25 protein-coding genes are annotated in these 24009 nt (G+C 65.7%); 11 read left to right on the top strand and 14 right to left on the bottom strand.

What is annotated here, in order from left to right:
* Positions 1-62: 62 nt before the first annotated feature.
* Positions 63-530, top strand: coding sequence for a Dps family protein (locus ABZ720_RS08215; protein ID WP_366555031.1), 468 nt, complete (start codon positions 63-65; stop codon positions 528-530).
* Positions 531-542: 12 nt separating this feature from the next.
* Here ABZ720_RS08215 and ABZ720_RS08210 read toward each other — a convergent pair whose 3' ends face one another.
* From ABZ720_RS08210 to ABZ720_RS08185, 6 genes are all read right to left on the bottom strand, one after another.
* Positions 543-1250 (bottom strand): lysophospholipid acyltransferase family protein, encoded by a 708-nt coding sequence (locus tag ABZ720_RS08210; RefSeq protein WP_366555030.1) that lies wholly within the window; start codon positions 1248-1250, stop codon positions 543-545.
* On the bottom strand, positions 1247-1882 hold the full coding sequence (locus ABZ720_RS08205; RefSeq protein WP_366555029.1) for a YdcF family protein: 636 nt from the start codon (positions 1880-1882) through the stop codon (positions 1247-1249). The genes ABZ720_RS08210 and ABZ720_RS08205 overlap by 4 nt, the downstream gene beginning before the upstream one ends.
* Entirely contained in the window at positions 1882-2787 is a 906-nt protein-coding gene (locus ABZ720_RS08200) for a cell division protein FtsX (protein ID WP_366555028.1), read from the bottom strand. The genes ABZ720_RS08205 and ABZ720_RS08200 overlap by 1 nt, the downstream gene beginning before the upstream one ends.
* 5 nt (positions 2788-2792) lie before the next feature.
* A complete protein-coding gene (ftsE, locus tag ABZ720_RS08195; RefSeq protein WP_366555027.1) occupies positions 2793-3518 on the bottom strand; it encodes a cell division ATP-binding protein FtsE in 726 nt (241 codons plus the stop codon).
* A 191-nt stretch (positions 3519-3709) separates the two neighbouring features.
* Positions 3710-4144, bottom strand: a complete 435-nt coding sequence (locus tag ABZ720_RS08190; RefSeq protein WP_366555026.1) for a helix-turn-helix domain-containing protein — start codon at positions 4142-4144, stop codon at positions 3710-3712.
* Between the two features lie 19 nt (positions 4145-4163).
* Positions 4164-4460, bottom strand: a complete 297-nt coding sequence (locus tag ABZ720_RS08185; RefSeq protein ID WP_366555025.1) for a hypothetical protein — start codon at positions 4458-4460, stop codon at positions 4164-4166.
* Positions 4461-4899: 439 nt separating this feature from the next.
* Between ABZ720_RS08185 and ABZ720_RS08180 the strand changes: the two genes are divergently transcribed.
* Together ABZ720_RS08180 and ABZ720_RS08175 are read left to right on the top strand one after the other, a co-directional pair.
* The gene (locus tag ABZ720_RS08180) at positions 4900-5715 is read left to right on the top strand and encodes a zinc-ribbon domain-containing protein (protein WP_366555024.1); all 816 of its coding nucleotides are present in this window, start codon (positions 4900-4902) and stop codon (positions 5713-5715) included.
* 461 nt (positions 5716-6176) lie between these two features.
* Positions 6177-7100 carry a class I SAM-dependent methyltransferase gene (locus ABZ720_RS08175; RefSeq protein WP_366555023.1) on the top strand — a complete coding sequence of 308 codons (924 nt, stop codon included), beginning with the start codon at positions 6177-6179 and terminating at the stop codon, positions 7098-7100.
* Between the two features lie 111 nt (positions 7101-7211).
* Here the strand turns inward: ABZ720_RS08175 and ABZ720_RS08170 are convergent, their stop codons facing one another.
* Positions 7212-8165: a threonine dehydratase gene (locus tag ABZ720_RS08170; RefSeq protein WP_366555022.1), complete on the bottom strand. Its 954-nt coding sequence runs from the start codon at positions 8163-8165 to the stop codon at positions 7212-7214.
* A gap of 127 nt (positions 8166-8292) precedes the next feature.
* Positions 8293-9273: a 2-hydroxyacid dehydrogenase gene (locus ABZ720_RS08165; RefSeq protein ID WP_366555021.1), complete on the bottom strand. Its 981-nt coding sequence runs from the start codon at positions 9271-9273 to the stop codon at positions 8293-8295.
* Between the two features lie 159 nt (positions 9274-9432).
* Here ABZ720_RS08165 and ABZ720_RS08160 point away from each other — a divergent pair, with 159 nt between their 5' ends.
* Entirely contained in the window at positions 9433-9972 is a 540-nt protein-coding gene (locus ABZ720_RS08160; RefSeq protein WP_366555020.1) for an SH3 domain-containing protein, read from the top strand.
* Here the strand turns inward: ABZ720_RS08160 and ABZ720_RS08155 are convergent.
* Positions 9945-10916, bottom strand: a complete 972-nt coding sequence (locus ABZ720_RS08155) for a diacylglycerol/lipid kinase family protein (RefSeq protein WP_366555019.1) — start codon at positions 10914-10916, stop codon at positions 9945-9947. The genes ABZ720_RS08160 and ABZ720_RS08155 overlap by 28 nt on opposite strands.
* A gap of 183 nt (positions 10917-11099) precedes the next feature.
* On the opposite strand from ABZ720_RS08155, the gene ABZ720_RS08150 reads away from it, so the two are divergent.
* From ABZ720_RS08150 to ABZ720_RS08125, 6 genes are all read left to right on the top strand, one after another.
* A complete protein-coding gene (locus tag ABZ720_RS08150) occupies positions 11100-12683 on the top strand; it encodes an ABC transporter substrate-binding protein (RefSeq protein WP_366555018.1) in 1584 nt (527 codons plus the stop codon).
* An 89-nt stretch (positions 12684-12772) separates the two neighbouring features.
* A complete protein-coding gene (locus ABZ720_RS08145; protein ID WP_366555017.1) occupies positions 12773-13759 on the top strand; it encodes an ABC transporter permease in 987 nt (328 codons plus the stop codon).
* Between the two features lie 12 nt (positions 13760-13771).
* Positions 13772-14752 carry an ABC transporter permease gene (locus ABZ720_RS08140; RefSeq protein WP_366555016.1) on the top strand — a complete coding sequence of 327 codons (981 nt, stop codon included), beginning with the start codon at positions 13772-13774 and terminating at the stop codon, positions 14750-14752.
* Positions 14752-15756 (top strand): ABC transporter ATP-binding protein, encoded by a 1005-nt coding sequence (locus ABZ720_RS08135; RefSeq protein WP_366555015.1) that lies wholly within the window; start codon positions 14752-14754, stop codon positions 15754-15756. Before ABZ720_RS08140 ends, ABZ720_RS08135 begins: the two co-directional genes overlap by 1 nt.
* Positions 15749-16822, top strand: a complete 1074-nt coding sequence (locus ABZ720_RS08130; protein WP_366555014.1) for an ABC transporter ATP-binding protein — start codon at positions 15749-15751, stop codon at positions 16820-16822. Before ABZ720_RS08135 ends, ABZ720_RS08130 begins: the two co-directional genes overlap by 8 nt.
* A 101-nt stretch (positions 16823-16923) precedes the next feature.
* Positions 16924-17766, top strand: a complete 843-nt coding sequence (locus ABZ720_RS08125) for a universal stress protein (protein ID WP_366555013.1) — start codon at positions 16924-16926, stop codon at positions 17764-17766.
* 210 nt (positions 17767-17976) lie between these two features.
* On the opposite strand, the gene ilvC is transcribed toward ABZ720_RS08125, so the two are convergent.
* The 4 genes from ilvC to miaA all read right to left on the bottom strand — a co-directional run bounded on the left by ilvC (position 17977) and on the right by miaA (position 22596).
* Complete coding sequence (gene ilvC / locus ABZ720_RS08120; protein ID WP_366555012.1) at positions 17977-18996, bottom strand: ketol-acid reductoisomerase; 1020 nt, start codon at positions 18994-18996, stop codon at positions 17977-17979.
* 149 nt (positions 18997-19145) lie between these two features.
* Positions 19146-19667, bottom strand: a complete 522-nt coding sequence (ilvN, locus tag ABZ720_RS08115; RefSeq protein WP_322099706.1) for an acetolactate synthase small subunit — start codon at positions 19665-19667, stop codon at positions 19146-19148.
* A gap of 70 nt (positions 19668-19737) precedes the next feature.
* Positions 19738-21516 carry an acetolactate synthase 3 large subunit gene (locus tag ABZ720_RS08110; RefSeq protein ID WP_366555011.1) on the bottom strand — a complete coding sequence of 593 codons (1779 nt, stop codon included), beginning with the start codon at positions 21514-21516 and terminating at the stop codon, positions 19738-19740.
* A gap of 108 nt (positions 21517-21624) precedes the next feature.
* Positions 21625-22596, bottom strand: a complete 972-nt coding sequence (miaA, locus tag ABZ720_RS08105; RefSeq protein ID WP_366555010.1) for a tRNA (adenosine(37)-N6)-dimethylallyltransferase MiaA — start codon at positions 22594-22596, stop codon at positions 21625-21627.
* 76 nt (positions 22597-22672) lie between these two features.
* On the opposite strand from miaA, the gene serB reads away from it, so the two are divergent.
* Positions 22673-23575: a phosphoserine phosphatase SerB gene (gene serB, locus ABZ720_RS08100; RefSeq protein WP_366555009.1), complete on the top strand. Its 903-nt coding sequence runs from the start codon at positions 22673-22675 to the stop codon at positions 23573-23575.
* 8 nt (positions 23576-23583) lie between these two features.
* Here the strand turns inward: serB and ABZ720_RS08095 are convergent, their stop codons facing one another.
* Complete coding sequence (locus ABZ720_RS08095; RefSeq protein ID WP_366555008.1) at positions 23584-23937, bottom strand: hypothetical protein; 354 nt, start codon at positions 23935-23937, stop codon at positions 23584-23586.
* Positions 23938-24009: the final 72 nt, after the last annotated feature.

Raw genomic sequence — 24009 nt, 5'->3', positions numbered from 1 at the left:
ACAAGGCGCGCCGGCGAGGTTCCTGTTTCGCTGGTGCTTCACCGAAGCGAAGGAGGTTAATCATGGCTTTGAACACCGGAATGTCTGAGGAAGATCGCAAGGCCGTGGCAGCGGGGCTTTCCCGCGTGCTGGCCGACAGTTACACGCTCTACCTCAAGACCCATAACTTCCACTGGAACGTGACCGGCCCCAACTTCCAGTCGCTGCACAATCTTTTCGAGACGCAGTACGGCGAGCTGGCCGCGGCCGTGGACGAGATCGCCGAGCGCATCCGCACCCTGGGTCAGCCGGCGCCGGGCAGCTACAAGGCCTTCGCCGAACTGACCTCCCTGCAGGAAGCTGAAGGCGTGCCGAGCTGGAAGGAAATGGTGGAGGCCCTGCTGGCCGACAACGAGACCACGGCCCGCAGCATCCGCTCGATCTTCCCGGTGGCGGAAACGGCCAATGACGAGGCCTCGCTCGACCTTCTCACCCAACGCCTGAGCGTGCATGAGAAGGCGGCCTGGATGCTCCGCGCCCACCTGGGCTAATCGGGCCACTCCTCAATCGCGATCGAGGGCGTCGCTTTCGCCATCGATCGCGTCCTGCAGCTGCCGCATGAAGACCGCCCGGTCCTGTCCGGGCGGGATCGCCGGCAGAACCTTCAGACGAATGGTGCCGGCGCGCTTGTTGAAGGCGCGTCGGCCCCAGTAGTGTCCGGAGTTGAGCGCGACCGGAATCACCGGCTCGCCCAGCGCCCGATAGAGCGCCGCGATCCCCGGTTGATAGCGGCGGCGCTGGCCGGGGGCGGTGCGGGTGCCCTCCGGAAAGATCACGACTTGCCTGCCGGCGTCCAGGCTCTTCCTGGCCTGTCGGAGCAGCCCCTGCAGCGCCGAGGCACCGCGCGTGCGGTCAACGGCGATCATGTCCAGGTGGCGCAGATACCAGCCGAAAAGCGGGATGCGCAGCAGTTCGCGCTTCAGCACCATGGCCGGTGCGGGCAGCAGCAGCATGAAGATCAGCGTGTCCCAGGCCGACTGGTGCTTTGAGGCGATGACGGCCGCGCCCTGCGGCAGTCGGTGGTGCCCCTCGATGCGATAATCGAGGCCGCAGATGACTCGCAGGCCGCCATAGAGCAGCCGCACCCAGAGCCGCCCTCCGGCCCAGAGGTAACGCGGTGGCAGGGCGAGCAGCGGCAGGTAGGCGATCCCCAGGGCCACGCTGAGCAACATAAAGTATAGGTTGAACAATAGGGATCGCAGAGCGGTCACGCAGGCGCCTCTCCTCTGAGCCTGTGGCTGAAGTCTTCCGGCAACCTGCGCAGGCTCGCCGCCAGATACTTGAGATACTCCATGGTGATCAAGGTGGCCGTCGGCCTGTGCCGCCACCAGTGATCCAGCCGCGTGGTTTCGGCCATCACCGGCTCCTCCAGAATCTCGACCCCCGGCAGGTAGCGCGCCAGCTCGAGCCGCGCGCGCGGCATGTGATAGGCCGCCGTGACCAGGCGCAGGCTGCGGATCTGGTGCGTGGCCACCCAGACCGCCGTTTCCTGAGCATTGCCTATTGTGTTGTCGGCCTCGTAGCCGAGTTCGATGCAGCAGCGCATCTCCTCCGGCGAGCGCTGGGCCAGCGCCAGCAACTCCTCCACCTCCACGCCGCGATAGACCCCGGAAATCAGCAAGCGCTCCGCCCGATCATCGGCCAGCAGCTCAAAGCCGCGGTCGATCCGCCCCGCCCCACCGGTGAGCACCACGATGGCGTCGGTGGCGCGCTCGGGCGCCTGGGCGGCTCTGGGCAACTGTGCGGCGAAATGGAACAGGCCGAACAGCAAGCCAATCAGCACCAGCAAGGGCACAAGCCAGGCCAGGACGATGAGCAGGCGCGTGATGCGGCGTGCCGGCATCAGGGCATCCGGCCGAGGGTGCGCAAGACGGTGATGCGCGCGGTCAGCCAGGCGATGCCGGCGGCCAGCAGCGGCAGCAAGGCGAGCAGCACGAGCAGCGCCGGCCCGATCTCGAAGGCCGGCAGCAGCGCCAGCGTGGTGGGGGCAACCGCCCACCGCAGCGCCCCGTAGCAGAGTGCTGCCACCGCCACGCCGAGCAGACCACCCTTGAGACCCAGCCAGAGCGCATGGGTCTGGAATCGCCCGGCAATCTGCACATCGCGTGCGCCCATCAAATGCAGCAGTTCGATGACCGGCCGGTGGACCGCCAGGCCGGTGCGGGTGACGAAGACCACCGTCACCACGGCCGCCGCACCCACCAGCAGCAGCAGAAAAAGCGCCAGGACCTCGAGCCCGCGCGTGAGGTTGAGCAGGCCCCCGATCCAGGCCTGATGATCGTCCACCTCGGCGTCGGGAAACTCGTTCTGCAAGCGTTGGCGCATTTCGGCTGCGAGCGGGGCCGGATCGCCGCTGTGCCGCACGGTGATGAGGGTCGGCAGCGGCAGGGCGGCATCGTTCGCCGCCGCGCCCAGCCAGGGTTCCAGCAGCGCGGCCGCTTCCGCACGGTCCAGCGTCTCCGCGCTGCGCACGGCCGGCAGATCACGCAGGAGCGCCGCTGCCTGCTCGGCCCGGCTCGCTGCCGTCGGGGCATCCTCACGCACCAGCGGCGGAAGCTGTACGGTGATCTGTCCCGAGAGCCCGCCGTCCCAGCGCGCCGCCGTCTGCCGCAAGGCGTCGGCGCCCACGAGGGCCAGGGCGGCAAGGAAGACCATGAAGGCAATCAGCCAGGGCAGAAAGCGGGCCGAGGCGTCCCCGGCAAGCGGCAGATCACGCCGGCTGAGCTGGGTGAGTTCGTTCCGGCTCATGTCGGTCAATGGCCCCGCGGCGCCCTGGGAACCGGCTCAAGGCTATCGCGCTCCTCGGGTAGATGGTCGTGGGGCAGGTGGCGGGGAATGCGGCCCTCTTCCAGTCGCAGCACCGGATGGCCCAGCCGCTCCACCATGGCGAGATTGTGGGTGGCGAGCACGATGGTGGTGCCGTTGCGGTGGAGCTCCTGAAAGAGGTGCATCAGCCGCTGGCCGATGCGGTCGTCCACGCTGCCGGTGGGCTCGTCGGCGACCAGCAGATTGGGGCGCCCAACCAGGGCGCGGGCGATGGCCACCCGCTGCTGCTGACCGCCAGAGAGCGTTTCCGGTGCGGCCTTCAGGTGATCGGCCAGGCCGACCCAGGCCAGCAACTCTTCGACCTTCGTGCGCAGGCTCGATTCCCGCTCACCCGCCAGGCGCAGCGGCAAGGCCACATTGTCGAAGACGGAGAGGTGGTTGATGAGGCGAAACTCCTGGAACACCACGCCGATCTGCCGCCGCAGCCGCGCCCGCCCATCGCGCGAGAGGCGCGAGACATCGCGCCCGAAGAGCGAGATGCGCCCGGCGCTGGGTTTCTGGCCCAGGTAGAGCAGCTTGAGCAGTGAGGATTTTCCGGCTCCGCTCGGCCCCACCAGACAGTGAAAGGACCCCGGCTCCAGATGCAGGGACAGGCCCGTGAGGATCTCAGGCCCCTGCCCATAGCGCAGGGTGACGTCCTCGAAGCGAACCAAGGGCCGGAATCCTCAGCTGGTTGACGGAAAGCCGCAAGATGGCACGGGGTCGAAAAGAGGTAAAGGCGCCCCATGCGGGCGCGTGTCACCCTCTTGGCAAGCGCGATCTCCGCGAGGCGTGAGAGGGATGAATGATCAAGACAGGAGGCGTGTCGTTGGCGAGGGCGTGAGCAGAAATGAAGGTCTCAGCTTCAACCTCCTTTGTTCTGCTTCCTTCGCCGCTCCGGTTGAGCGCTCGGCATCGACGGCAAGTCATCAACCCCGCTCCAATTTCCGACGTTCTGGTGGGACTCGTTTTCCAGTCTGCCGACGCCTGCCGTGTCGCTGCAGGCCGCATGCTCGGGAGCTTGGTCAAGTAGAGGCTCCTGCTCGGTGGTGCTTTGCCCGGCCCCGCTTCGCGTGGGAAGAGATATCTCCACGCGCCGCCCCATGGCCCAGGCCATGTCATGCAGAGTCTCGAAAGTCATATTGCCCTGGCCACCGAGGCGGCGAGTGACCAATGCGCGATTGATATCAAGGCGGCGCGCAAGTTCCGCCTTGGTCAAGCCGCGCGTCTCGGCCTCTTCCTGGAAGGCAGTGTTCAAGGCTGCGAAGATGTCTCCCAGAAAGCGCGCGCGGTCGCGCATTTGGGGATCGGTAAGGCGCTTAAAGGAGCGAGGAGACATTGCCGTGGCCTCGGATGAAATCGGGTTGTGGCAGGGACAGTGAGCGGCGAAAGGCGATGGTCTGCTTGCGGCAGGCGCCATAGCCTCCGCCCTTAAGCTTGGCTTTCAATTCGCCACAAGCCACAACGAAGCATCGCGCAGCGGCAAACCCGCCGAATAAGAGGACGGCTTCGGGCTTCATTTCATACACGCCGTCGCTCTGCGGAATGATGTTCTGGAAGTATCCAGTGGGATTGAAACTCGGGTCGCCCACGAAGCGGTCGAAGAAGTCTTCCACCTGCTCATAAGGTGGTCGGCGCAACCCGCGGATCTTTCGAATGGGAGAGAGGGTTTCATTGAGCCATTCCTCCAGCACCGGGTTGAGAAAAAGGAGACGTTGCGGCTGGCGATCATCCTCATCCGCAAGCAGCCACTGTATGAGCCAGCCCTCCGCGGCATGAGGTATCAGTGTTGACTGTATTGTCAACCAGAGACCCTCTTATTTGCTACCGGCCCGGGCACGCGCTCGCTCGCGGTGCCTTTGGGAGCATAAGCGAGGATAGGTTCTAATTTAAATCGTAATTTATGCAGCTCTTCCCGTAATAGGGATGAACTGTCCGCCGGTGCCTATGCAACTTCGGCCGAAGCAAACATCCATCTGGCCGCTCGTGGCAGGCGGCTCGGTACTGCTCGGCTTGCGTCGCTGCGAGCGGCGCGATTATATGGCTTTGTAATTAATGCAAACCGCGAACCGGGTGGCCGTGACACAAGCGATGATCCTGACCTGTCCCGCCTGCGACACCGCCTTCAAGGTGCGCGAGAGCGCCGTTACCTCTAAGGGGCGCAAGGTGCGTTGCAGCGCCTGCGGTCATGTCTGGCTGGCGACACGCCTGCCGGTCCCGGTTTCGCCGCGTCCTCCAGACCCGGAGTCCGTGTCGCGCGACTGGCAGTCCGCGCCCCACTATCCAGGCCCTCACTTCGAGCATGGCCAGTCGCGTAGCGAGGCCCGGGTGCGCCTCGCCGGGGCTGAACCGCCCCAAGGCCAAGGCATGACGGAATGGCAGGCGGTGGAGCAGGCCGAGCGGGAGCAGGATAAGCGGCCGCGGCGGCGCAAGCTCTTCTTCCCGCTGTTGCTTTTGATCATTCCGCTGCTGGCGTGGCTTGGGCGCGAGCAGATCATCAACAGCGTTCCGGGCACCAGCGGCCTCTACGCCGCTTTGGGCGTGGAGGTAACCTCGCCGCTGGAGGCGCTCTCCCTACAGAACATCAACCTTCTGCGGCGCAGCCTGGAAGGGCGTGACATGGTGGTGGTCGAGGGGACCGTGTCCAATGACGGCGATCGCGATGTCGCGCTGCCGCCGCTGCGTGCGCACCTCCTCGACAACTCCGGCAACCGGGTCCGCAGTTGGACTTTCGAGGCGGAGCGTTCGCGGTTGGCGGCCGGCGACAGCGTGTATTTCCACACCCGTGTCGAGGACACGCCGGACGCGGTCACCATCGACCTGGACTTTCTCGATTCCGACGAGTCGGGCACGCCCTGGGCCGGCTCCTGACCGCAAACGCGAAGCCACCACTCTTCATTTCATTGTTATCTCAGTAGCGACGGCGCTCTTGTCGTAGAGGCGATAGATGGCTCCTGCTGCGCCGCTTGTAGGGTGGGACATTCGCGTGTTCGCGGCATGCCGGTGGGTCGCTATTGGGAAAGTTTCGGTCGCTATGTTGACAGGTGCGACACGAATCCCTAGCGTCAGGCCATACGGCAATCCAGCCGTCGTAACGGCCCACGACCGTCACGGGGCCTCCTGCTCACGACCGACACACTGCGGTTGGTGTTTGAGCGTGGTGCCCCTTTTTATCCAATAGATGACGGTCGAGTGGCGAAACCGCACAGCGTGGTAGCGCGGAGGCGGCCTCTCCGAGGGGAGAGCCGGATAGGCCTGCCTGACGCCGGTGGTCCCACGGACACCTGATCCACGCCGGGCCGATTGCGTGCATGCAAACCAGGGGAGGCGAGATGCAGACCCTCAAGTCACGTTCGGACTCAGAGCAGTCTTCGTCGTCGAAAGTCGGCGGGAAACAGAACTTCAACGACATTTACAACCAGGACGATCCACGCTCCTACTACCGCACGCTGGGGCCGTTGGATTATCGGGTGGCGGACTATGCCCGCCCCATCGTCGAAGGTTGCCTGCGCGCGCTGTCGCAGATACGCGGCAAGCAGCGCCTGACCATCCTCGACCTTTGCTGCGGCTATGGGATCAATGGCAGCGTACTGCGCCACAGCGTGAGCATGGCCGACCTCTATGACCATTACAGCGATCCGAAACTGGATGGCCTGCCCAGCGAAGAGCTGGCAGAGGCTGATCGCCGCTTCTTCGCCGGCAATCGGCGCAACGGCTCGGCAGAACTGGTCGGTGACATCGTCGGTCTCGATGTTGCCGAAAGGGCCGTGCGCTATGCCGAAGAGACGGGTCTGATCGACCGTGGCGCGGCCATCAATCTGGAGCGCGAGGACCTGCCGCAGCGCCTGGCGCAGGAATTGGCCGAGGTCGATATCATCACGGTGACCGGCGGCATGGGCTATGTCACGGACGTGACCTTCCGCAAACTGCTGGAGGTGACGCCGGAGAAAGCGCGGCCCTGGATCCTGTCCTTCCCGCTGCGCGGCCTGGACCTTGCCCGTTTCGACCGAGCCTTCGCTGACTTCGGGCTGGAAACCGAGGCCTGGGACAATCCGATTCCCCAGCGTCGCTTTGCCGACGACAACGAGCGTGAGCGCACCTTGCAGCGCCTGAAGGAGAACGACATCGACGCGCGCGCCGAGCAGCGCGACGGTCGGCTCTATGCCCACTGCTATCTGGCACGCCCGGCGCAGGAGAAGGTTTCCTTGCGCGGCCTCGTGGACCGGGCAGTGGCCGAAGCCGAGACCGAGGACTGAAAAGCGTCGCGGATCACGCCCGGCGTTGGCGTGATCCGCACTCTCTGACTATTAGGCCGGATGCACGCATTCAACCTCAAGTGTTGAGGTTTAGGTTGAATGCGATCCGCTCTAGGCAGCCATCAGCTTCAGATAGAGGCTGCGGTCGATGTTACCGCCGGAGAGGATGACACCGATCCGGCGCCCGGCCTGCCGCTCACGCTCCTGCAGCAGGGCCGCCAGAGCGGCGGCGCCGGCGCCTTCGGCCAAGTTGTGGGTGTCGCTGTAGTAGGCTTGCATAGCGGCGACGATTTCGGTGTCGCTCACGGTGACGATGCGCGCCACGCCATCACGAATCATGGCGAAAGCACCCGGGTCGGGGATGCGCGTCGCCATGCCATCGGCAAGGGTGTTCGATGACTCGGTCGGCACCACTTCGCCGGCGGCGAAGGACAGCGCGTAGGCCGGCGCGCCTTCCGCAACCACGCCGATGACCTCCGTCTTCAAGCCAAGCAGATCGCGCGCGCGAATGATGCCGCACAGACCTGAGCCGAGGCCGATGGGGCAGTAGACGGCGTCGAGTTCGCCGGCGCCGCGAAACAGCTCCAGGGCATAGGTGGCGACGCCGCGAACCAGCTGGGGGTGGAAGGAAGGCACCATCTCCAAGCCGCGTTCGGTGGCAATCTCCTGGGCTTTCTGGCGGGCCGCCTCGAAATCGCGACCGGCCTCCACGAGTTCGGCACCGAAGGCGCGCATGGCCGCGTTCTTCTCCACCGAGTTGCCTTCCGGCACACAGATGACCAGCGACACGCCGACCCGGCGGGCGGCGAAGGCCAACGATTGTCCATGATTGCCTCGGGTGGCGCTGACGATCCCGACCGGCGGCGGATCCTGGCGCATGCGCCAGTCCATCCAGGTCAGGCCGCCACGCACCTTGAAGGCGCCGATGGGGCTGTGGTTCTCGTGCTTGACCCAGACCTCGCATCCAGCGCGCTCGGCCAGCAGCGGCCAGGCGATCTGGGGCGTGGGACTCATGGCCCCATGGACCAGATCGGCTGCTGCTTCCAACTCCGTGAGATCGAACACTCTGTTTCCCCAGTTTCCGTTCAGATCAGATGCACGTCGCCAGCAGTCCCCGTCGTGTGAACTTGAACCGCGTCCCTTCGTCCATCGCCCGTTCCCCCCGATTGATTTTTGCCCGATTGATTTACCGTTAGTACATCGCCTCCAGAACCCGGTCCGGCGGCGCGTGACCGTCGACGAAGGTCTTGATGTTGATCAGGACTTTCTCGCCCATGGCAATGCGCCCCTCGATGGTGGCCGATCCCATGTGCGGCAGCAAGACGACATTCTGCAGCTTCATCAGTTTGGGATTGACCGCCGGCTCGTGTTCGAAGACGTCGAGGCCGGCACCGGCCAGGTCGCCGGCGCCCAGCATGCGGGCCAGGGCGTTCTCGTCGATCACCTCGCCGCGGCTGGTGTTGACGATGCTGGCGTCGGGCCGCAGCAGCTTCAATCGCCGCGCCGACAGCAGATGATAGGTCGCCGGGGTGTGTGGACAGTTAACCGAGATGATGTCCATGCGCGCCAGCATCTGGTCGAGGCTTTCCCAGTAGGTGGCTTCCAGCTCGGTCTCGAGTGCCTCATGGACCCGCCGACGGTTGTGATAGTGCACCGAAAGCCCGAAGCCGCGCGCGCGGCGGGCCACGGCCTGGCCGATCCGCCCCATGCCGATGATGCCCAGACGCTTGCCCCAGATGCGGTGACCCAGCATCGAAGTCGGGCTCCAGCCGCGCCACTTGCCGGAGCGCACCAGTCGCTCGCCCTCGCTCAGGCGGCGGGAGACGGCCAGGATCAAGGCCATGGTCATGTCCGCGGTGTCCTCGGTCAGGACGCCCGGCGTGTTGGTGACGGTGATGCCGCGCTGGCGGGCGGTTTTCAGGTCGATGTGATCGACGCCGGTGCCGAAGGAGGCGATCAGGCGCAGCTGCGGCCCGGCGTGGCTCAGCACGGCGGCATCGACCCGGTCAGTGACCGTCGGCACCAGCACGTCGGCCACCTTGACCGCCTCGATCAACTCCGCCTGGCTCATCGGTGTATCGTCGAGGTTCAGCCGGCAGTTAAAGAGCTCCATCATCCGAGTCTCGATGACGTCCGGCAGGCGGCGGGTGACGATGACGAGGGGTTTGTTCATAGGGCGGATCCGCGTTCCTTGGCTGTGCCGGCGAGCGCCGCAATCGGCACCGGGACAGCTATCCTAACCGAGGGTTCGCTGGGCGTGTAGCAGTCGCCGCCGGTTTTTGTCCATTCTCGACCCTTGACCGAAGCGCGGCGGCGCGCCTAGCTAGCCGGCATGCGCCTGCTGATCTCCTTGTGCCTTCTCTCACTTCTCCTGCCCGCGCCCCTCTCCGCCCAAGAGGCTGACGGCGGTACGCCGGCTGTCAGTGAACCCCAGGAGGTCGTGCGATCGGGACGCACCGGCCTGCCTTTGCCGCGTTTCGTTTCGCTGCGTGCCAGCGAAGTCAATCTGCGGGCGGGACCGGGTTTCCGTTATCCCGTCGAATGGGTTTACCGCCGAAGTGGTCAGCCGGTGGAGGTGATCGACGAGTACGAGACCTGGCGGCGGATTCGCGACTGGGAAGGCACCGAAGGCTGGGTTCACCAGTCGATGCTGCAGGGCACCCGCACCGCCCGGGTGACCAGCGACGGCCTGCTGCTGCGCCGGGAGGCGGGCAACGATGCGCCGCCGGTGGCACGCTTGGAGGTGGGTGCGATCGGCCAGTTGCGCGGATGCGAGCAGACCTGGTGTCGGCTGGATTTTGCCGGACTGCAGGGGTGGCTGCCGCGCGATGGCTTCTACGGAGCCTATGCCGACGAGGCATCGCTGGACTGAGCCGCGGGTCCGGGCACCCACAGTCGCAGGGCGTGCGGCACCGCTTCAATGCTGGCCGGCAACCGGGCAAGGACGTCGCCGTCGGCCTGCAGTGTCTCGCCGATCGGGCCGTCGATATGGATCTCTCGGGCTGTCAGGGTCTGAACGTCGCGCAGTCTCGGCAGCAGGCCGAACAGCAGCGCAGCACCGTAGCGCAGCACCTGCAGGCGGCCACTGCGCGTGAAGACCACGACCTGGAAGTCGGGCCGCGTCAAATCGGCAGCCGGCGCCATCAACAGCCGGCCGCCGTAGTAGCGGCCATTGGCGACCACGGCGGAGGCCGCCGCAATCCGTTGACCGTCGCACAGCAGATCGTAGCGGGGGAAGGGGTAGCGCCTCAGCAGCTGCAGCGTCTTCAGCACATAGGCCAGCTTGCCCAAGCGGCGTTTGAGGCGCAGGTCCACATCGGCGACCACCTGGGCATCGAAGCCGACACCCGCCATCATCACGAAATAGCGACCGTTCACCCGGCCGAGGGTGATGGGCTGGGCATGCCCGCTACGAATGTAGCGCGCGACACTCTCCGCATCGCAGCGCAGGCCGATTTCCGCCGCCAGGACGTTCGCCGTGCCCAGCGGCAGGATTGCCATCGGCATCTCCCGGGCCGAGGGGTTGGCCATGAGCCCGTTGATCACCTCGTTGATGGTGCCGTCGCCGCCGGCCGCCGCCACAATCGTGCCTGGCGCCGGCTGCAGGCTGGCAGCCAGTCTCTCCGCATCGCCGCGACGCGCGGTGGGCTGATCTTCGATTTCCACGCCCTGCCGGCGCAAGGCAGCGAGAAATGCGGCGTAGTGCCGGCGGCGGCGCTGACCGGCGATGGGGTTGTGGATGATGAGCAGGCGCTGCGGCCGCGCAGCAACCGCGGGGCAGGGTGGAACAGACCGGTCACGAGGCGCGGTGGTCACCGACCCTGCTTTCGCGGCGTGTCGGGTCGGGCTTTCGTCAGCTGCAAAGCTGCTCTAGGCTGATGCAGAACGAAGAAGAACATCGCATTTTTCCATGACGTGTGGGACTCGCGTTAGAGTGATCCCTGGGTTCAACCAAGCGGAATTGGGCCTCAACCGTTTCGCGGACAGGTGAGGTAGCACATGAAAGTCAAAGCAGTAATGTTCGGCCTGCTCGTCGGCACCGCGCTGACCGGCATGCAATTCGATGCTTCGGCGGAGACGCTGCGTTTCGCAAGCCAGAGCGACGCGCTGACTCTCGATCCCCATGCGCAAAACGAGGGGCCGACCATCACCATGGCGCAGCAGATCTACGATCCGCTGGTGATCCGCGCCGACGACATGACCGTGCGTCCGGGGCTGGCGGTGTCCTGGGAGGCGGTGGAGCCCACGGTGTGGGAGTTCAAGCTGCGCGAGGGCGTGAGCTTCCATGATGGCAGCGCCTTTACTGCAGAGGATGCGGCCTTCTCCCTCGACCGTGCACGCGTTCCCCCGTCCGATTATCGCAACTACGTCTCCTCCATAGAGGAGGTGAGCGTGGTCGACGAGCACACGTTGCGTATCACGACCCAGGCGCCCAATCCGATCCTGCCGCAGCAGCTGACCAACATCGTGATCATGTCCAAGGCCTGGGCCGAGGAGCACGGGGTCGAGCAGACCCAGAACTATGCGGAAGGCGAGGAGAACTACGCTGTCCGCAATGCCAATGGCACGGGTGCCTTCAGGCTGGAGTCCCGCGAGCCGGATGTGCGCACCGTGCTGGTGCGCAACGACGACTATTGGGATCGCGACAACTTCCCCATGGAAGCCGAGCGCGTGGTGTCGACACCGGTCTCTTCCTCGGCGACGCGCGTGGCGGCGCTTCTGTCCGGCGAACTGGACCTCATCCTCTATCCCCCGGTGCAGGACCTGCAGCGGCTGGAGCAGAGCTCCGACATTGCGGTCAAGAACACACCGGAGAACCGCACCATCTTCCTGGGTCTGAACCAGGGGGAGGATGACCTCGAGAGCGACTCGGTGGAGGGCGAAAATCCCTTGGCGGACAAGCGGGTGCGCGAGGCGATCAACCTGGCCATCGACGTGGACGCGATCCAGCGCGTGGTGATGCGCGGACAGTCGGTGCCGGCGGGTTCAATCTCCCCCACCTACATCACCGGCTACAAGGAGTCCTTCGACGAGCGACCGCCGCATGACCAGGAGCGGGCAAAAGAGCTGCTTGCCGAGGCCGGCTACGAGGAAGGTTTCGAGATCGACTTCGCCTGCCCCAATGATCGTTACAACAACGATGAGGCGATCTGTCAGGCCATCGTCGGCATGCTGGGACAGGTGGGCATCGACGCCAATCTGAATGCCCAGACCCGCTCTTTGCATTTCCAGCAGCTCCAGAATGGCGAGCTGGATTTCTACATGCTGGGCTGGGGCGTGCCGACTTTCGACAGCGAGTACATCTTCAACTTCCTTTACCACACGCGCGACGGCAACCGCGGGTCCTGGAACTTCACCGGCTTCTCCAGCGAGCGCATGGATGAACTTGTGGAGGGAATGGCCGGCGAGACCGACCTGGATGCGCGCAATGCGCTGCTCGACGAGGCCTGGGAGATCGCGCTCGACGATCTCACCTACGTCCCGCTGCACCACGAGGTGCTTAACTGGGCCATGCGGTCCAACGTTGACATCCCGATGCGCGCCGACAATTCGCCGCGCTTTGCCTCGGTCACCTTCAAGTAGGCAAGGGCCGAACGAGGGGGCGGTGCCGGTCGAAACGGACCGGGCCGCCCCCATCCTTGTCATCCGGTCCCCCTGCGGAGCGGTTTGTGATGTTCGCCTTCCTGGTCCGGCGCCTGCTGCAGTCGATTGTGGTGATGCTGGTGGTCGGGCTGGTCGCTTTCAGCCTGTTCAACTTCGTCGGCGACCCCATCCACAACATGGTGGGCCAGGAGGCGACGACCGAGCAGCGCGAGGAACTGCGTGAGCAACTGGGACTGAACGATCCCTTCCCGTTGCAGTTCGCGCGCTTCGTGGCCAATGCGGCGCAAGGGGAATTCGGCATCTCCTATCGCATGGCGCGACCGGTGGACGTGGTCATTGCCGAGCGTCTGCCGGCCACCCTGGAACTGGCCTTCGTCTCGGCCTTTTTCGCCCTGTTTCTCGGTGTCAGCGCCGGCGTCTATGCCGCGCTCAACCGCTACGGCTGGACCAGCCGGCTGGTGATGACCATATCGCTGATCGGCGTTTCCCTGCCGACCTTTCTCATCGGCATCCTGCTGATCTGGATCTTTGCGGTGCAGCTGCAGTGGCTGCCGTCCTTCGGGCGCGGCGACGTGGTCCAGGTGGGCGCTTGGCGTACCGGCTTTCTGACCGAAAGCGGGCTGCGAGCGCTCATTCTGCCGGCGATCACCCTGGGCCTGTTCCAGCTCACGCTGATCATGCGTCTGGTGCGCGCCGAGATGCTGGAGGTGCTGCGCACCGACTACATCAAGTTTGCCCGGGCACGCGGCCTGTCCAACCGGGCGATCAACTTCGGTCATGCGCTCAAGAACACCCTGGTGCCCGTCATCACCATCACCGGCCTGCAGCTGGGCTCGATCATCGCCTTTGCGATCATCACCGAAACCGTGTTTCAGTGGCCCGGTGTGGGACTGCTCTTCATCATCGCCATCCAATTCGTCGACATCCCGGTCATGGCGGCCTACCTGATGCTGATCGCGCTCTTCTTCGTGGTGATCAACCTGATCGTCGACCTGCTCTACTACGCCGTGGACCCGCGCCTGCGCGTCGAGGCCGGCTCGGCCCGGACGCACTGAGGAGGCTGGCGCATGTCTGTTCCGGGATCAAACAGCTCCAACCCCACCGGCAGCCACGCCACGGAGCAGGCTGCCCGCCCGCCCTCGGCCCTGACGCGCTTTTTCGACAGCGATCTCTGGTATTCCTTTACCCGCTCGCCGATCACGATGGTCTCGGGGCTCGTGGTCCTGCTGTTCTTCCTGGGGGCGCTCTTTGCCCCCTGGATCGCACCCTACAATCCCTTCGATCCTTCCTCGCTCAATCTCATGGACGGTTTCACGCCGCCGATGGGCGAGGCCTTTTCCGGCAACAACTACCTGCTCGGCACGGACGATCAGGGCCGCGACGTGCTCTCGGCCATCCTCTACGGCGCGCGCATCAGCCTCTTCGTCGGCTTCTGCGCGGTGCTCTTCGCCATGATCCTGGGCATCAGCCTCGGCCTCCTGGCCGGCTACAAGGGCGGCTGGCTCGACAGCCTGATCATGCGCATCGCCGATGTGCAGCTTTCCTTTCCGGCGATCCTGGTGGCGCTGCTGATCTTCGGCGTTGCCCGCGCCACCCTGCCGCGCAGCTTCCAGGAGGACATGGTGATCTACGTCCTGATCGTGGCCATCGGGCTGTCGGACTGGGTGCAGTATGCGCGCACGGTGCGTGGCACGACCATGGTGGAAAAGAACAAGGAATATGTTCAGGCGGCCCGCGTGATCGGCGTGCATCCGATGCTGATCATGCTGCGCCACGTGCTGCCCAACGTCATGGGTTCGGTGCTGGTCATCGCCACCATCGGCCTGGCGCTGGCGATCATCGCCGAAGCGACCCTGTCCTTCCTGGGCGTCGGCGTACCACCGACCACGCCCTCGCTGGGCACGCTGATTCGCATCGGCAATGACTACCTCTTCTCCGGGGAGTGGTGGATCACACTCTTCCCCGGTCTTGCCCTCATCCTGCTCGCGCTGTCCGTCAATCTGCTGGGCGACTGGCTGCGCGATGCCCTGAATCCGAAGCTGCGCTGATGAGTAGTGCAGCGAAAACCCCGCTGCTGCAGGTGCGCAACCTGCGGGTCGAATTCCCAACCCGGCGCGGGGTTCTGACCGCGGTGGATGATCTCTCCTTCGAGATCAATGAGGGCGAGGTGCTGGGGGTCGTGGGAGAATCCGGGGCGGGGAAGTCCATGACCGGCACGGCCGTCATCGGCCTGCTGGAGCCGCCTGGACGTATCGCCGGGGGCGAGATCCTGCTGCGCGGGCGACGCATCGACAACCTGCCCTACGAAGAGATGCGCCGGATCCGCGGCAAGGAGATCGGCATGGTCTTCCAGGATCCGCTCACCAGCCTGAACCCGCTCTACACCGTGGGGCGCCAACTGGTGGAGACGATCCGCACCCACAGCGATCTCAGCGAGGGCCGCGCCAAGGCGCGGGCCATCGAGTTGCTGGCCGAGGTCGGCATTCCGGCACCCGAGCGGCGGGTCAACCAGTATCCGCATCAATTCTCCGGCGGCATGCGCCAGCGGGTGGTCATCGCTCTGGCGCTCTGTGCCAATCCGCGCCTGGTGATCGCCGACGAGCCGACCACGGCGCTGGATGTCTCGATCCAGGCGCAGATCATCTCGCTGCTCAAGCGCCTGTGCAGTGAGCACGGGGCGGCGGTGATGCTGATCACCCATGACATGGGAGTCATCGCCGAGACCGCAGACCGGGTGGCGGTGATGTATGCCGGCCGGCTGGCGGAGATCGGGCCGGTGAAGGACGTGGTCAAGCATGCGCGCCACCCCTACACCCATGGACTCATGGGCTCCATTCCCATCGTCGGCCAGGACCTTGACCGGCTGACCCAGATCGATGGCTCCATGCCCCGCTTGAGCGAGATCCCCTCGGGCTGCCCTTTCCATCCGCGCTGCCCGAAGGTGTTCGAGCGTTGTAGGCGGGAGCGTCCGGACCCGATTCCGGTCGAGAACTCCGAGGTGGCCTGCTGGCTATACGACGAAAAACGCAGGGGCGGAGGTGGCCATGGTTGAGGTGCGCCCCTTGCCCGCCGCTGACGGTCCGCTGGTGGAGGCGGTCGACCTTGCCAAGCACTTCGATGTTTCGCCGCCCTGGCTGACCCGGGTGCTGGAGCGTCAGCCGCGCACGCTGTTGAAGGCCGTCGATGGGGTCAGTTTCGCCGTGCCGCGGGGCAAAACCTTCAGCCTGGTGGGGGAATCGGGCTGCGGCAAGTCGACGGTCGCTCGCCTGGCCGTGGGTCTCTACAGCCCCAGCGCCGGTCGGCTGATTTTCGACGGCACGGACCTGGCAGGCCTGAACAGCCGGGCGGCCATGGCGCCGGTGCGTCGCCGGCTGCAGATGATCTTCCAGGATCCCTTCGCCAGCCTCAATCCGCGCTGGCGCGTGCGTGACATCGTCGCCGAGCCGATCCGCGCCCATGGCATCTTGACCGACCGACAGGCCATCGATCGCCGGGTCGGCGAGCTCTTGGAATTGGTGCGCCTGACCGGGGCCGACGGGCAGAAGTATCCGCATGAGTTCTCGGGCGGGCAGCGCCAGCGCATCTCCATCGCCCGCGCCCTGGCCAGCAACCCGGAATTCCTGGTCTGCGACGAACCGACTTCGGCGCTCGACGTTTCCGTCCAGGCACAGATCCTCAACCTGATGAAGGATCTGCAGCGCGAACTCGGACTCACCTACCTCTTCATCAGCCACGATCTCGCCGTGGTCTATCACATCTCCGATTACGTCGGGGTGATGTACCTCGGCCGTCTGGCGGAATGGGGCGAGGCGCGCAGCCTGTTCCGCAAGCCTCAGCACCCCTACACCCGCATGCTGCTGGACGCCATTCCCGACCTGGAGATGACCGGCCGGCAGCGCATCCCGGTGCGTGGCGAGGTGCCGAGCCCCATGGACCCGCCCAGCGGCTGTCACTTCCATCCCCGCTGTCCCTTCGCCAACGAGCGCTGCCGTGCGGAGGTGCCGCGTTCGATCGCCTTGCCACATGGCGGTGAGGTGCGCTGTCATGCCGTGGAGGAGGGGCGGCTGACCGAAGCCGCGGTGCGTCAGGCGCTGGGGCGCGGCGCGTCCGCGCCTTGATTTGAGTCAAGGGGTGCAGTTTGCAACTGCAGTAGCTAGGATCAGTGATCATCGACAGCGACGCGGAAAGCGTCGGGCAACTCACCGCAAGGAGCGCAACAATGGGTTACAAGAATCTGCTGGTGCAACTCGACACCACCAAGGCCTGCCAAAAGCGTGTCTCGGCAGCTTTGGAACTGGCACAGCGCTTCGATGCCCATCTGGTCGGCCTCTATGTCAGCCCCGAGCTCAGCGTACCCAGCTTCATCGAGGCGCAGCTTGGCGAAGATGTGCGCAACATGCAGCTCAACCTGCGCCGCGAGCGCGCCGAGGAGGCCATCGGTTCCTTCGAAGAAGCTGCTCGCAAGGCCGGCGTGACGGTGGAAAGCCGCCGCCAGGCCGCGTTCCTGGATGAGATCCCCGATGTCATCGCACTGCACGGGCGCTACTCGGACCTGGTGATCCTGGGACAGCAGGATGAGGATGACGAGGAGTCCTTGCCCTCGTCGCTCACCGAGGAAACGCTGCTTAGCGTGGGGCGCCCGGTGTTGTTGGTGCCCTACATCGGCGTGCCGGAGGGCTTTGGCCGGCAGATCACCCTGGGCTGGGACGGCAGCCGTGAAGCCGCCCGCGCCGCCAGTGACGCGCTGCCCTTCCTCAAGCGCGCCGATGCGGTGCGGGTGCTCTGCGTCAATCCCAAGCGGGGAATCGGTGGACACGGCGAGGAACCGGGCGCCGACATCGCGCTCTCGCTTGCGCGCCACGGCGTCAAGGCCGAGGCCCAGCATGTGGTGAGCCGCGAAGTGGAGGTGGCCGACCTGATGCTGTCTCGCGCGGCGGATCAGGGCACCGACCTGATGGTGTTGGGCGCCTACGGCCATTCGCGCATGCGCGAACTGATCATGGGCGGCGTCACCCACACTCTGCTCCGCAACATGACCGTGCCCCTGCTGATGTCGCACTGATGCTGTCGGGTAGAGGCAGGTTGTCTCGACACGAAGAGCAGGAAGGGTTTCACGAAGTCTCATCCAGTTTGTAATTGGTTGAGAAAAATAATCTTTGTGCACTTCGTGCTATTCTTCGCGGCCTTCGTGTCTGACTTCCCTATTCGATCTCAGAAAAAGAAACGCCCCGGAGATTGTCCGGGGCGTTTTTGCTGAGCGGTGAGAGCCGGCTCAGTTCTTGGACTTGTCCACCAGCTTGTTCTCGGAGATCCAGGGCATCATGGCGCGCAGCTTCTCGCCGACCTCCTCGATGTTGTTCTCGGCGGCGCGGCGGCGCATGGCCTTGAAGGAGGGCTGGCCCGCCTTGCACTCCAGCACCCAGTCACGTGTGAAGCGGCCGGCCTGGATGTCGTCCAGCACGCGCTTCATTTCCGCGCGGGTTTCCTCGGTGATGATGCGCGGGCCGGTCTTGTAGTCGCCGAACTCGGCGGTGTTGGAGATGGAATAGCGCATGTTGGCGAGGCCGCCCTCGTACATGAGGTCGACGATCAACTTCACCTCGTGCAGGCACTCGAAGTAGGCCATCTCCGGGGCGTAGCCGGCCTCGGTCAGGGTCTCGTAGCCGGCGGTGATCAGCTCGCAGAGGCCGCCACAGAGCACCACCTGCTCGCCGAAGAGGTCGGTCTCGCACTCCTCGCGGAAGCTGGTCTCGATGACGCCGGCGCGCCCGCCGCCGACGGCCGCGGCATAGGACAGCCCGATCTCGTGGGCGTTGCCCGACGCGTTCTGCTCGACGGCGAGCAGGCAGGGCACGCCGCCGCCGCGCACGTACTCGCTGCGCACCGTGTGGCCCGGGCCCTTCGGCGCGACCATGAAGACGTCCAGGTCCTTGCGCGGCTCGATCAGATTGAAGTGGATGTTGAGGCCGTGCGCGAAGGCAATGGCTGCACCTTCCTTCATGTTCGGGCCCAGGTCGTCCTTGTAGAGGTCGGCCTGGAGTTCGTCGGGGGTCAGCACCATCACCACGTCGGCCCACTTGGCGGCTTCGCCCGGGGTCATGACGGTGAAGCCGGCGCCTTCCGCCTTGGCGGCGGTGGCAGAGCCGGCCCGCAGGGCGATGCGCACGTCGGCGACGCCGCTGTCACGCAGGTTCATGGCATGGGCGTGGCCCTGGCTGCCGTAGCCAACGACGACAACCTTCTTCCCCTTGATCAGGTTCACGTCGGCATCGCGGTCGTAATAAACGCGCATGGTTTGGTCCTCTTTCCTGAAACGATCGTGCGAGCCCTGGCGCGGGCGGATGCGGTTATTGCGCGGGCCTTCTAGCCCCAGTTTCCCCGCCGCGCAACGATACAGCGGGGCATGGCAGTCATGAAGGGCCGCTCATTTCCAAATGTTATTCAAAGTCCCTTCGGCCCGCGGGCAATGGCGACGACGCCGGTGCGGCTGACGTCCACCATGCCGAGCGGGCGCATCAGCTCGACGAAGGCGTTGAGCTTGCCGCTGTCTCCCGCGATCTCGAAAGTGAAGTGCTCGTGGCTGCTGTCCACGGCGCGGGCGCGGAAGATGTCGGCGATCCGCAGCGCTTCCACCCGCTTCTCGCCGCTTCCCACCACTTTCACCAGGGCGAGCTCGCGCGGCACATGCGGGCCCTGCCGGGTGAGGTCGGACACGCGGTGCACCGGTACCAGCCGATCGAGCTGGGCCTTGATCTGCTCGAGCACCTGGGGCGTGCCGCTGGTGACGATGGTGATGCGGCTGAGGTGAACCGCCGGGTCCACCTCGGTCACGGTCAGGGATTCGATGTTGTAGCCACGGCCAGAAAAGAGGCCGATGACCCGGGCGAGAACGCCGGGCTCGTTGTCCACCAGGACCGCGATGGTGCGCCGTTCAATCGGCGGCTTGCTGTCGTTGTCGATCATGTATGCCATCTCGTGGAGCGGCGGCCGAAGCCGCCGCGGATGATAAGGGGGCGCTTGTCGCGCCCGGAGTTCAAACCAGAACCATGCCCTGCTCGGAAATGGGCTTGGCTGCCTGATCGTCGGGGCCCAGCAGCATCTCGTAGTGGGCGGCGCCGGAGGGGATCATGGGGAAGCAGTTTTCCTCCTGCGCCACCCGGCAGTCGAAGATCACCGGCCGCGGCGTGTCGATCATTTCGCGGATCTTGTCGTCCAGCTCCTCGGCCTTGTCACAGACAATGCCCACGGCGCCGAAGGAGTCCGCCAGCTTCACGAAGTCCGGCAGGCTGGCGCTGTAGCTTTCCGAGTAGCGGCCGCCGTGCAGCAGCTCCTGCCACTGGCGCACCATGCCCATCCACTGATTGTTGACGATGAAGATCTTCACCGGCAGCGCATACTGCGCCAGGGTCGACATCTCCTGGATGTTCATCAGGATCGAGGCTTCGCCGGCGATGTCGATGACCAGCGCGTCCGGATGGGCCACCTGCACGCCAAGCGCCGCCGGCAGGCCGTAGCCCATGGTGCCCAGGCCGCCGGAGGTCATCCAGCGATTGGGGTCTTCGAACTTGTAGTACTGGGCCGCCCACATCTGGTGCTGGCCCACCTCCGTGGTGATGTAGTGGTCGCGTTCGTGGGTCAGTTCGTAGAGGCGCTGGATGGCGTACTGCGGCTTGATCGCCGTGCCCTTCTGCTCGAAGGCCAGGCACTTGCGGTCGCGCCAGCCCTCGATGCGCTCCCACCAGGATGACAGGGCCTTCTGGTCGAGCGCGGCCTTCTGCGTCTTCCACTCCGCCAGCATCGCCTCCAGCACATTGCCGCAATCGCCGACGATGGGCAGCTCCACCAGCACGTTCTTGTTGATGGAACTGGGGTCGATGTCGATGTGCACCTTGCGGGAATTGGGCGAGAAGGCGTCGAGCCGGCCGGTCACGCGGTCGTCAAAGCGCGCGCCGACGCAGATCATTACATCGCACTCGTACATGGCCAGGTTGGCCTCGTAGGTGCCGTGCATGCCCAGCATGCCGAGGAACTGCCGGTCGGAGGCCGGATAGGCGCCCAGGCCCATCAGGGTCGAGGTGACGGGTGCGCCGCTGGCCCGCACCAGCTCGCGCAGGGCTGCCGTGGCCTTGGGACCGGAGTTGATCACCCCGCCACCGGTATAGAAGATCGGCCGCTTGGCCTGGCGGAGCAGGGCGATGGCCTCGCGCACCTCGCTGCCCTCCGCATCGCGGCGCGGACGGTAGCTGCGGTGGGTGACGGCCTCCTTCGGCGTGTAGCTGCCGCGGTTCTGCACCGTATCCTTGGGCAGGTCGACAACGACCGGACCCGGACGCCCGGCCTGCGCCACGTAGAAGGCCTCGTGCATGGTGCGGCTGAGGTCGTCGGCGCTCTTGACCAGGTAGTTGTGCTTGGTGCAGGGGCGCGTGATCCCGGTGGTGTCGGCCTCCTGGAAGGCGTCATTGCCGATCAGGTGTGTCGGCACCTGGCCGGTCAGGCAGACAACCGGGATGGAATCCATCAGTGCGTCGGTCAGGCCGGTCACCGCGTTGGTGGCCCCGGGGCCCGAAGTCACCAGCACCACACCCACCTTGCCGGTGGAGCGTGCATAGCCTTCGGCGGCGTGGACGGCCGCCTGCTCGTGCCGCACAAGAATGTGGCGAATGGAGTTCTGCTGGAAGAGCGCGTCGTAAATCGGAAGGACCGCACCGCCGGGATAGCCGAAGATGACCTCTACGCCCTGCTCCACGAGGGCCTTGATCACCATCTGTGCACCGGTCAGTTGCTCGGTCTCCGTACTGTGTTCGCGCGTCATCTCCATCAGGTCCCAATATCTATGGTCGCAAAAACTGCGATCCGTTTCACAGGAAAAGCGCCGGAGCGGCCACTCTCTGGCCCCCGGCGGCATGCGCACCCTAGCCACTCAGGGGGAGAGGGTCAACAGATATTGCGGAATTTTATTAAAGGTATCGTCGCTATTACTTTTAGAAAATTGCTGTTCAAGCAGGAGAAGCGATCGTTTCCGTCCAATCACCTGCCCGCGCAGCCAGGTGGTCTGTCGCTTGGCGTAGCGTCGGGTTGCGGCCTGTGCCGCTGCGATGGCGGCCTCACGGCTGCATTCGCCGGCAAGATGGGCGGCCAGTTCCCGCACGCCGACGGCTTTCATGGCGGTGGAGGTGGCGGGGAGGTCCAAGGCCAGCAGCGCCTTCACCTCGTCCAACGCCCCTGCATCGATCATCGACTGGAAGCGCTGTTCGATGGCTTGGTTCAAGGCCTCGCGCGGCGGCAGCAGCACGATCCAGGCAAAGCGCCATGGAGCCGGAGGGACTGCGGTGCTGGCCTGCCAGGCAGACAGCGGCCGGCCGGTGGCTTCCAGCACGGCCCAGGCCCGCAGCAGACGCTGACTGTCATTGGGGTGCAGGCGCGCATGAGAGGCGGGATCGCCCGAGGCCAATTCCCGGCGCAGGGCGTCGCGTTCGCCCGCTTCCAGGCGCGCCTCGCCGCGCGCCCGCACCTCGGTCGGCACCGGCGGAACTGCGGCGATGCCCTCCTCCAGTGCCTTGAGATAGAGCCCCGTCCCACCCACGAGGATCGGCAGGCGCCCAGCGTTCCGGGCCGCCTCCATCTCGGCCAGGGCCAGTTCGCGCCAGCGCCCGGCAGAGCAGCCCTCCGCCGCCGGCAAGGTGCCGTAGAGCCGGTGCGGCGCCCGCTCCAGGTCGGCCGCTTCGGGTCGGGCGCTGATGATTGACAGCTCGCGATAGAGCTGCAGGGCGTCGGCGTTGATGATGGTGCCTTTGCGGGCTTCGGCCAGGCGCACCGCCAGGGCCGACTTGCCGCTGGCCGTGGGGCCGGCGATCACCAGTGCCAAAGGCAAGTCTTCCGTTCCGTCCGTCACGCGTCCGTCCTGTTATCGCAGCGTTCTGCTGAGCAGGGTGCTTGATCTGCCGCCGGCAGCCCTTTAGCTCAAGGCCATGACACAGGTTCTCACCGTCATCGACGACCCGCAACGGGCGGAACTGAGCGCGGCGCACATGGAAAGCCTGCGCGCCGCACTGGCCATGGCCGGGGCCACACCCGGTGAAGCCGCTTGGCTCTGGGAGGGGGTTGCCTGCGACCTGCCTTTCACTCCCGGCCCCGATCACGTCGACCTGGAGGCACAGCTGCGCGCCGTCCTGGGCGATGCGCCGCTGGACCTTGCCATCCAGCCGGCGGCCGGACGGCGCAAGGCGCTGCTGGTGGCCGATCTGGAATCCACCATCATTGCTCAGGAAATGCTCGACGAACTGGGCGAACTTGTCGGCAAGCGCGATGAGATCGCCGAGGTGACCGCGCGCTCCATGCGCGGCGAGTTGGGCTTCGAAGAGGCGCTGAACGCGCGTGTGGCCCTGCTGGCCGATCTGCCGGAGCGGGTGCTCTCGGACACGGCCGCGCGCATGAGCGTCAACCCGGGCGCGGCCGGCCTGGTGGCCACGCTGCGCCGGCATGGGGTGCGCTGCGCCCTGGTCTCGGGCGGCTTCACCTGCTTTGCCGAACCCATTGCAGAGCGTCTGGGCTTCGAGGTGGTGCGCGCCAATCGGCTCGAAGTGTCGGAGGGGCGGCTGAGCGGGCGTGTGGTGCCGCCCATCTTGGGCCGCGAAGCCAAGCTCGAGACGCTGCAGGAGCTCTGCCGTGAGCGTGGCATCACCCCGGCCGAGGCCGCCGCCGTGGGCGACGGTGCCAACGACCTGGCAATGCTGGAGGCCGCGGGGCTGGGCGTTGCCTACCGCGGCAAGCCGCTGGTGCGCGAACGCGCCCGCTTCCGGCTGGATCACGCCGACCTTACCGGCCTGCTCTTCCTGCAGGGCTACCGGCGCGAGGAAATCGTCCCCGGTTGAGCGCTCGGCTACGCACGGTCCTCGCCCTGACCCCACCAGCCATAGACGGCTGCCAACTCCGCGGCATGAGTGGCCTCGGCCTGTGGGCCCGTGGTGGGGCCGCCGTAGCGCCCCAACTCCTGCAGCAGGTCGAAGAAGCCGCGCTGCGGCCGATCGCCGCCACGACTGACCACGACCGCGGCCAGCAGCGGCCGGCCGGCGGCGTGGTCCTCGCGCATGCTGGCCTCCAGCCGCTCCGCCAGCCGCCGGATGCGCTGTGGACCGGGTTGGGGGAGGGCTGCGGCCAGTTCGGCGTAGGTGATGCGGCCGCGGACCCGGGCAATGGCGCAGAGGGCCTGGCGCAGCTCTGGATCATCGTCCATCAGGGGGCGCATCGGGTTCGAATTCACCACTTCCCACACTTTCACCCAACCGGGCGCTTGCACTATGGTACC

It is taken from the genome of Aquibaculum sediminis (assembly GCF_040712085.1).
Classification (GTDB): Bacteria; Pseudomonadota; Alphaproteobacteria; order Kiloniellales; family DSM-21159; genus Aquibaculum; species Aquibaculum sediminis.
Note: the sequence above shows the minus strand (reverse complement) of the source record. Positions and strands in the feature narration are given on the sequence as shown.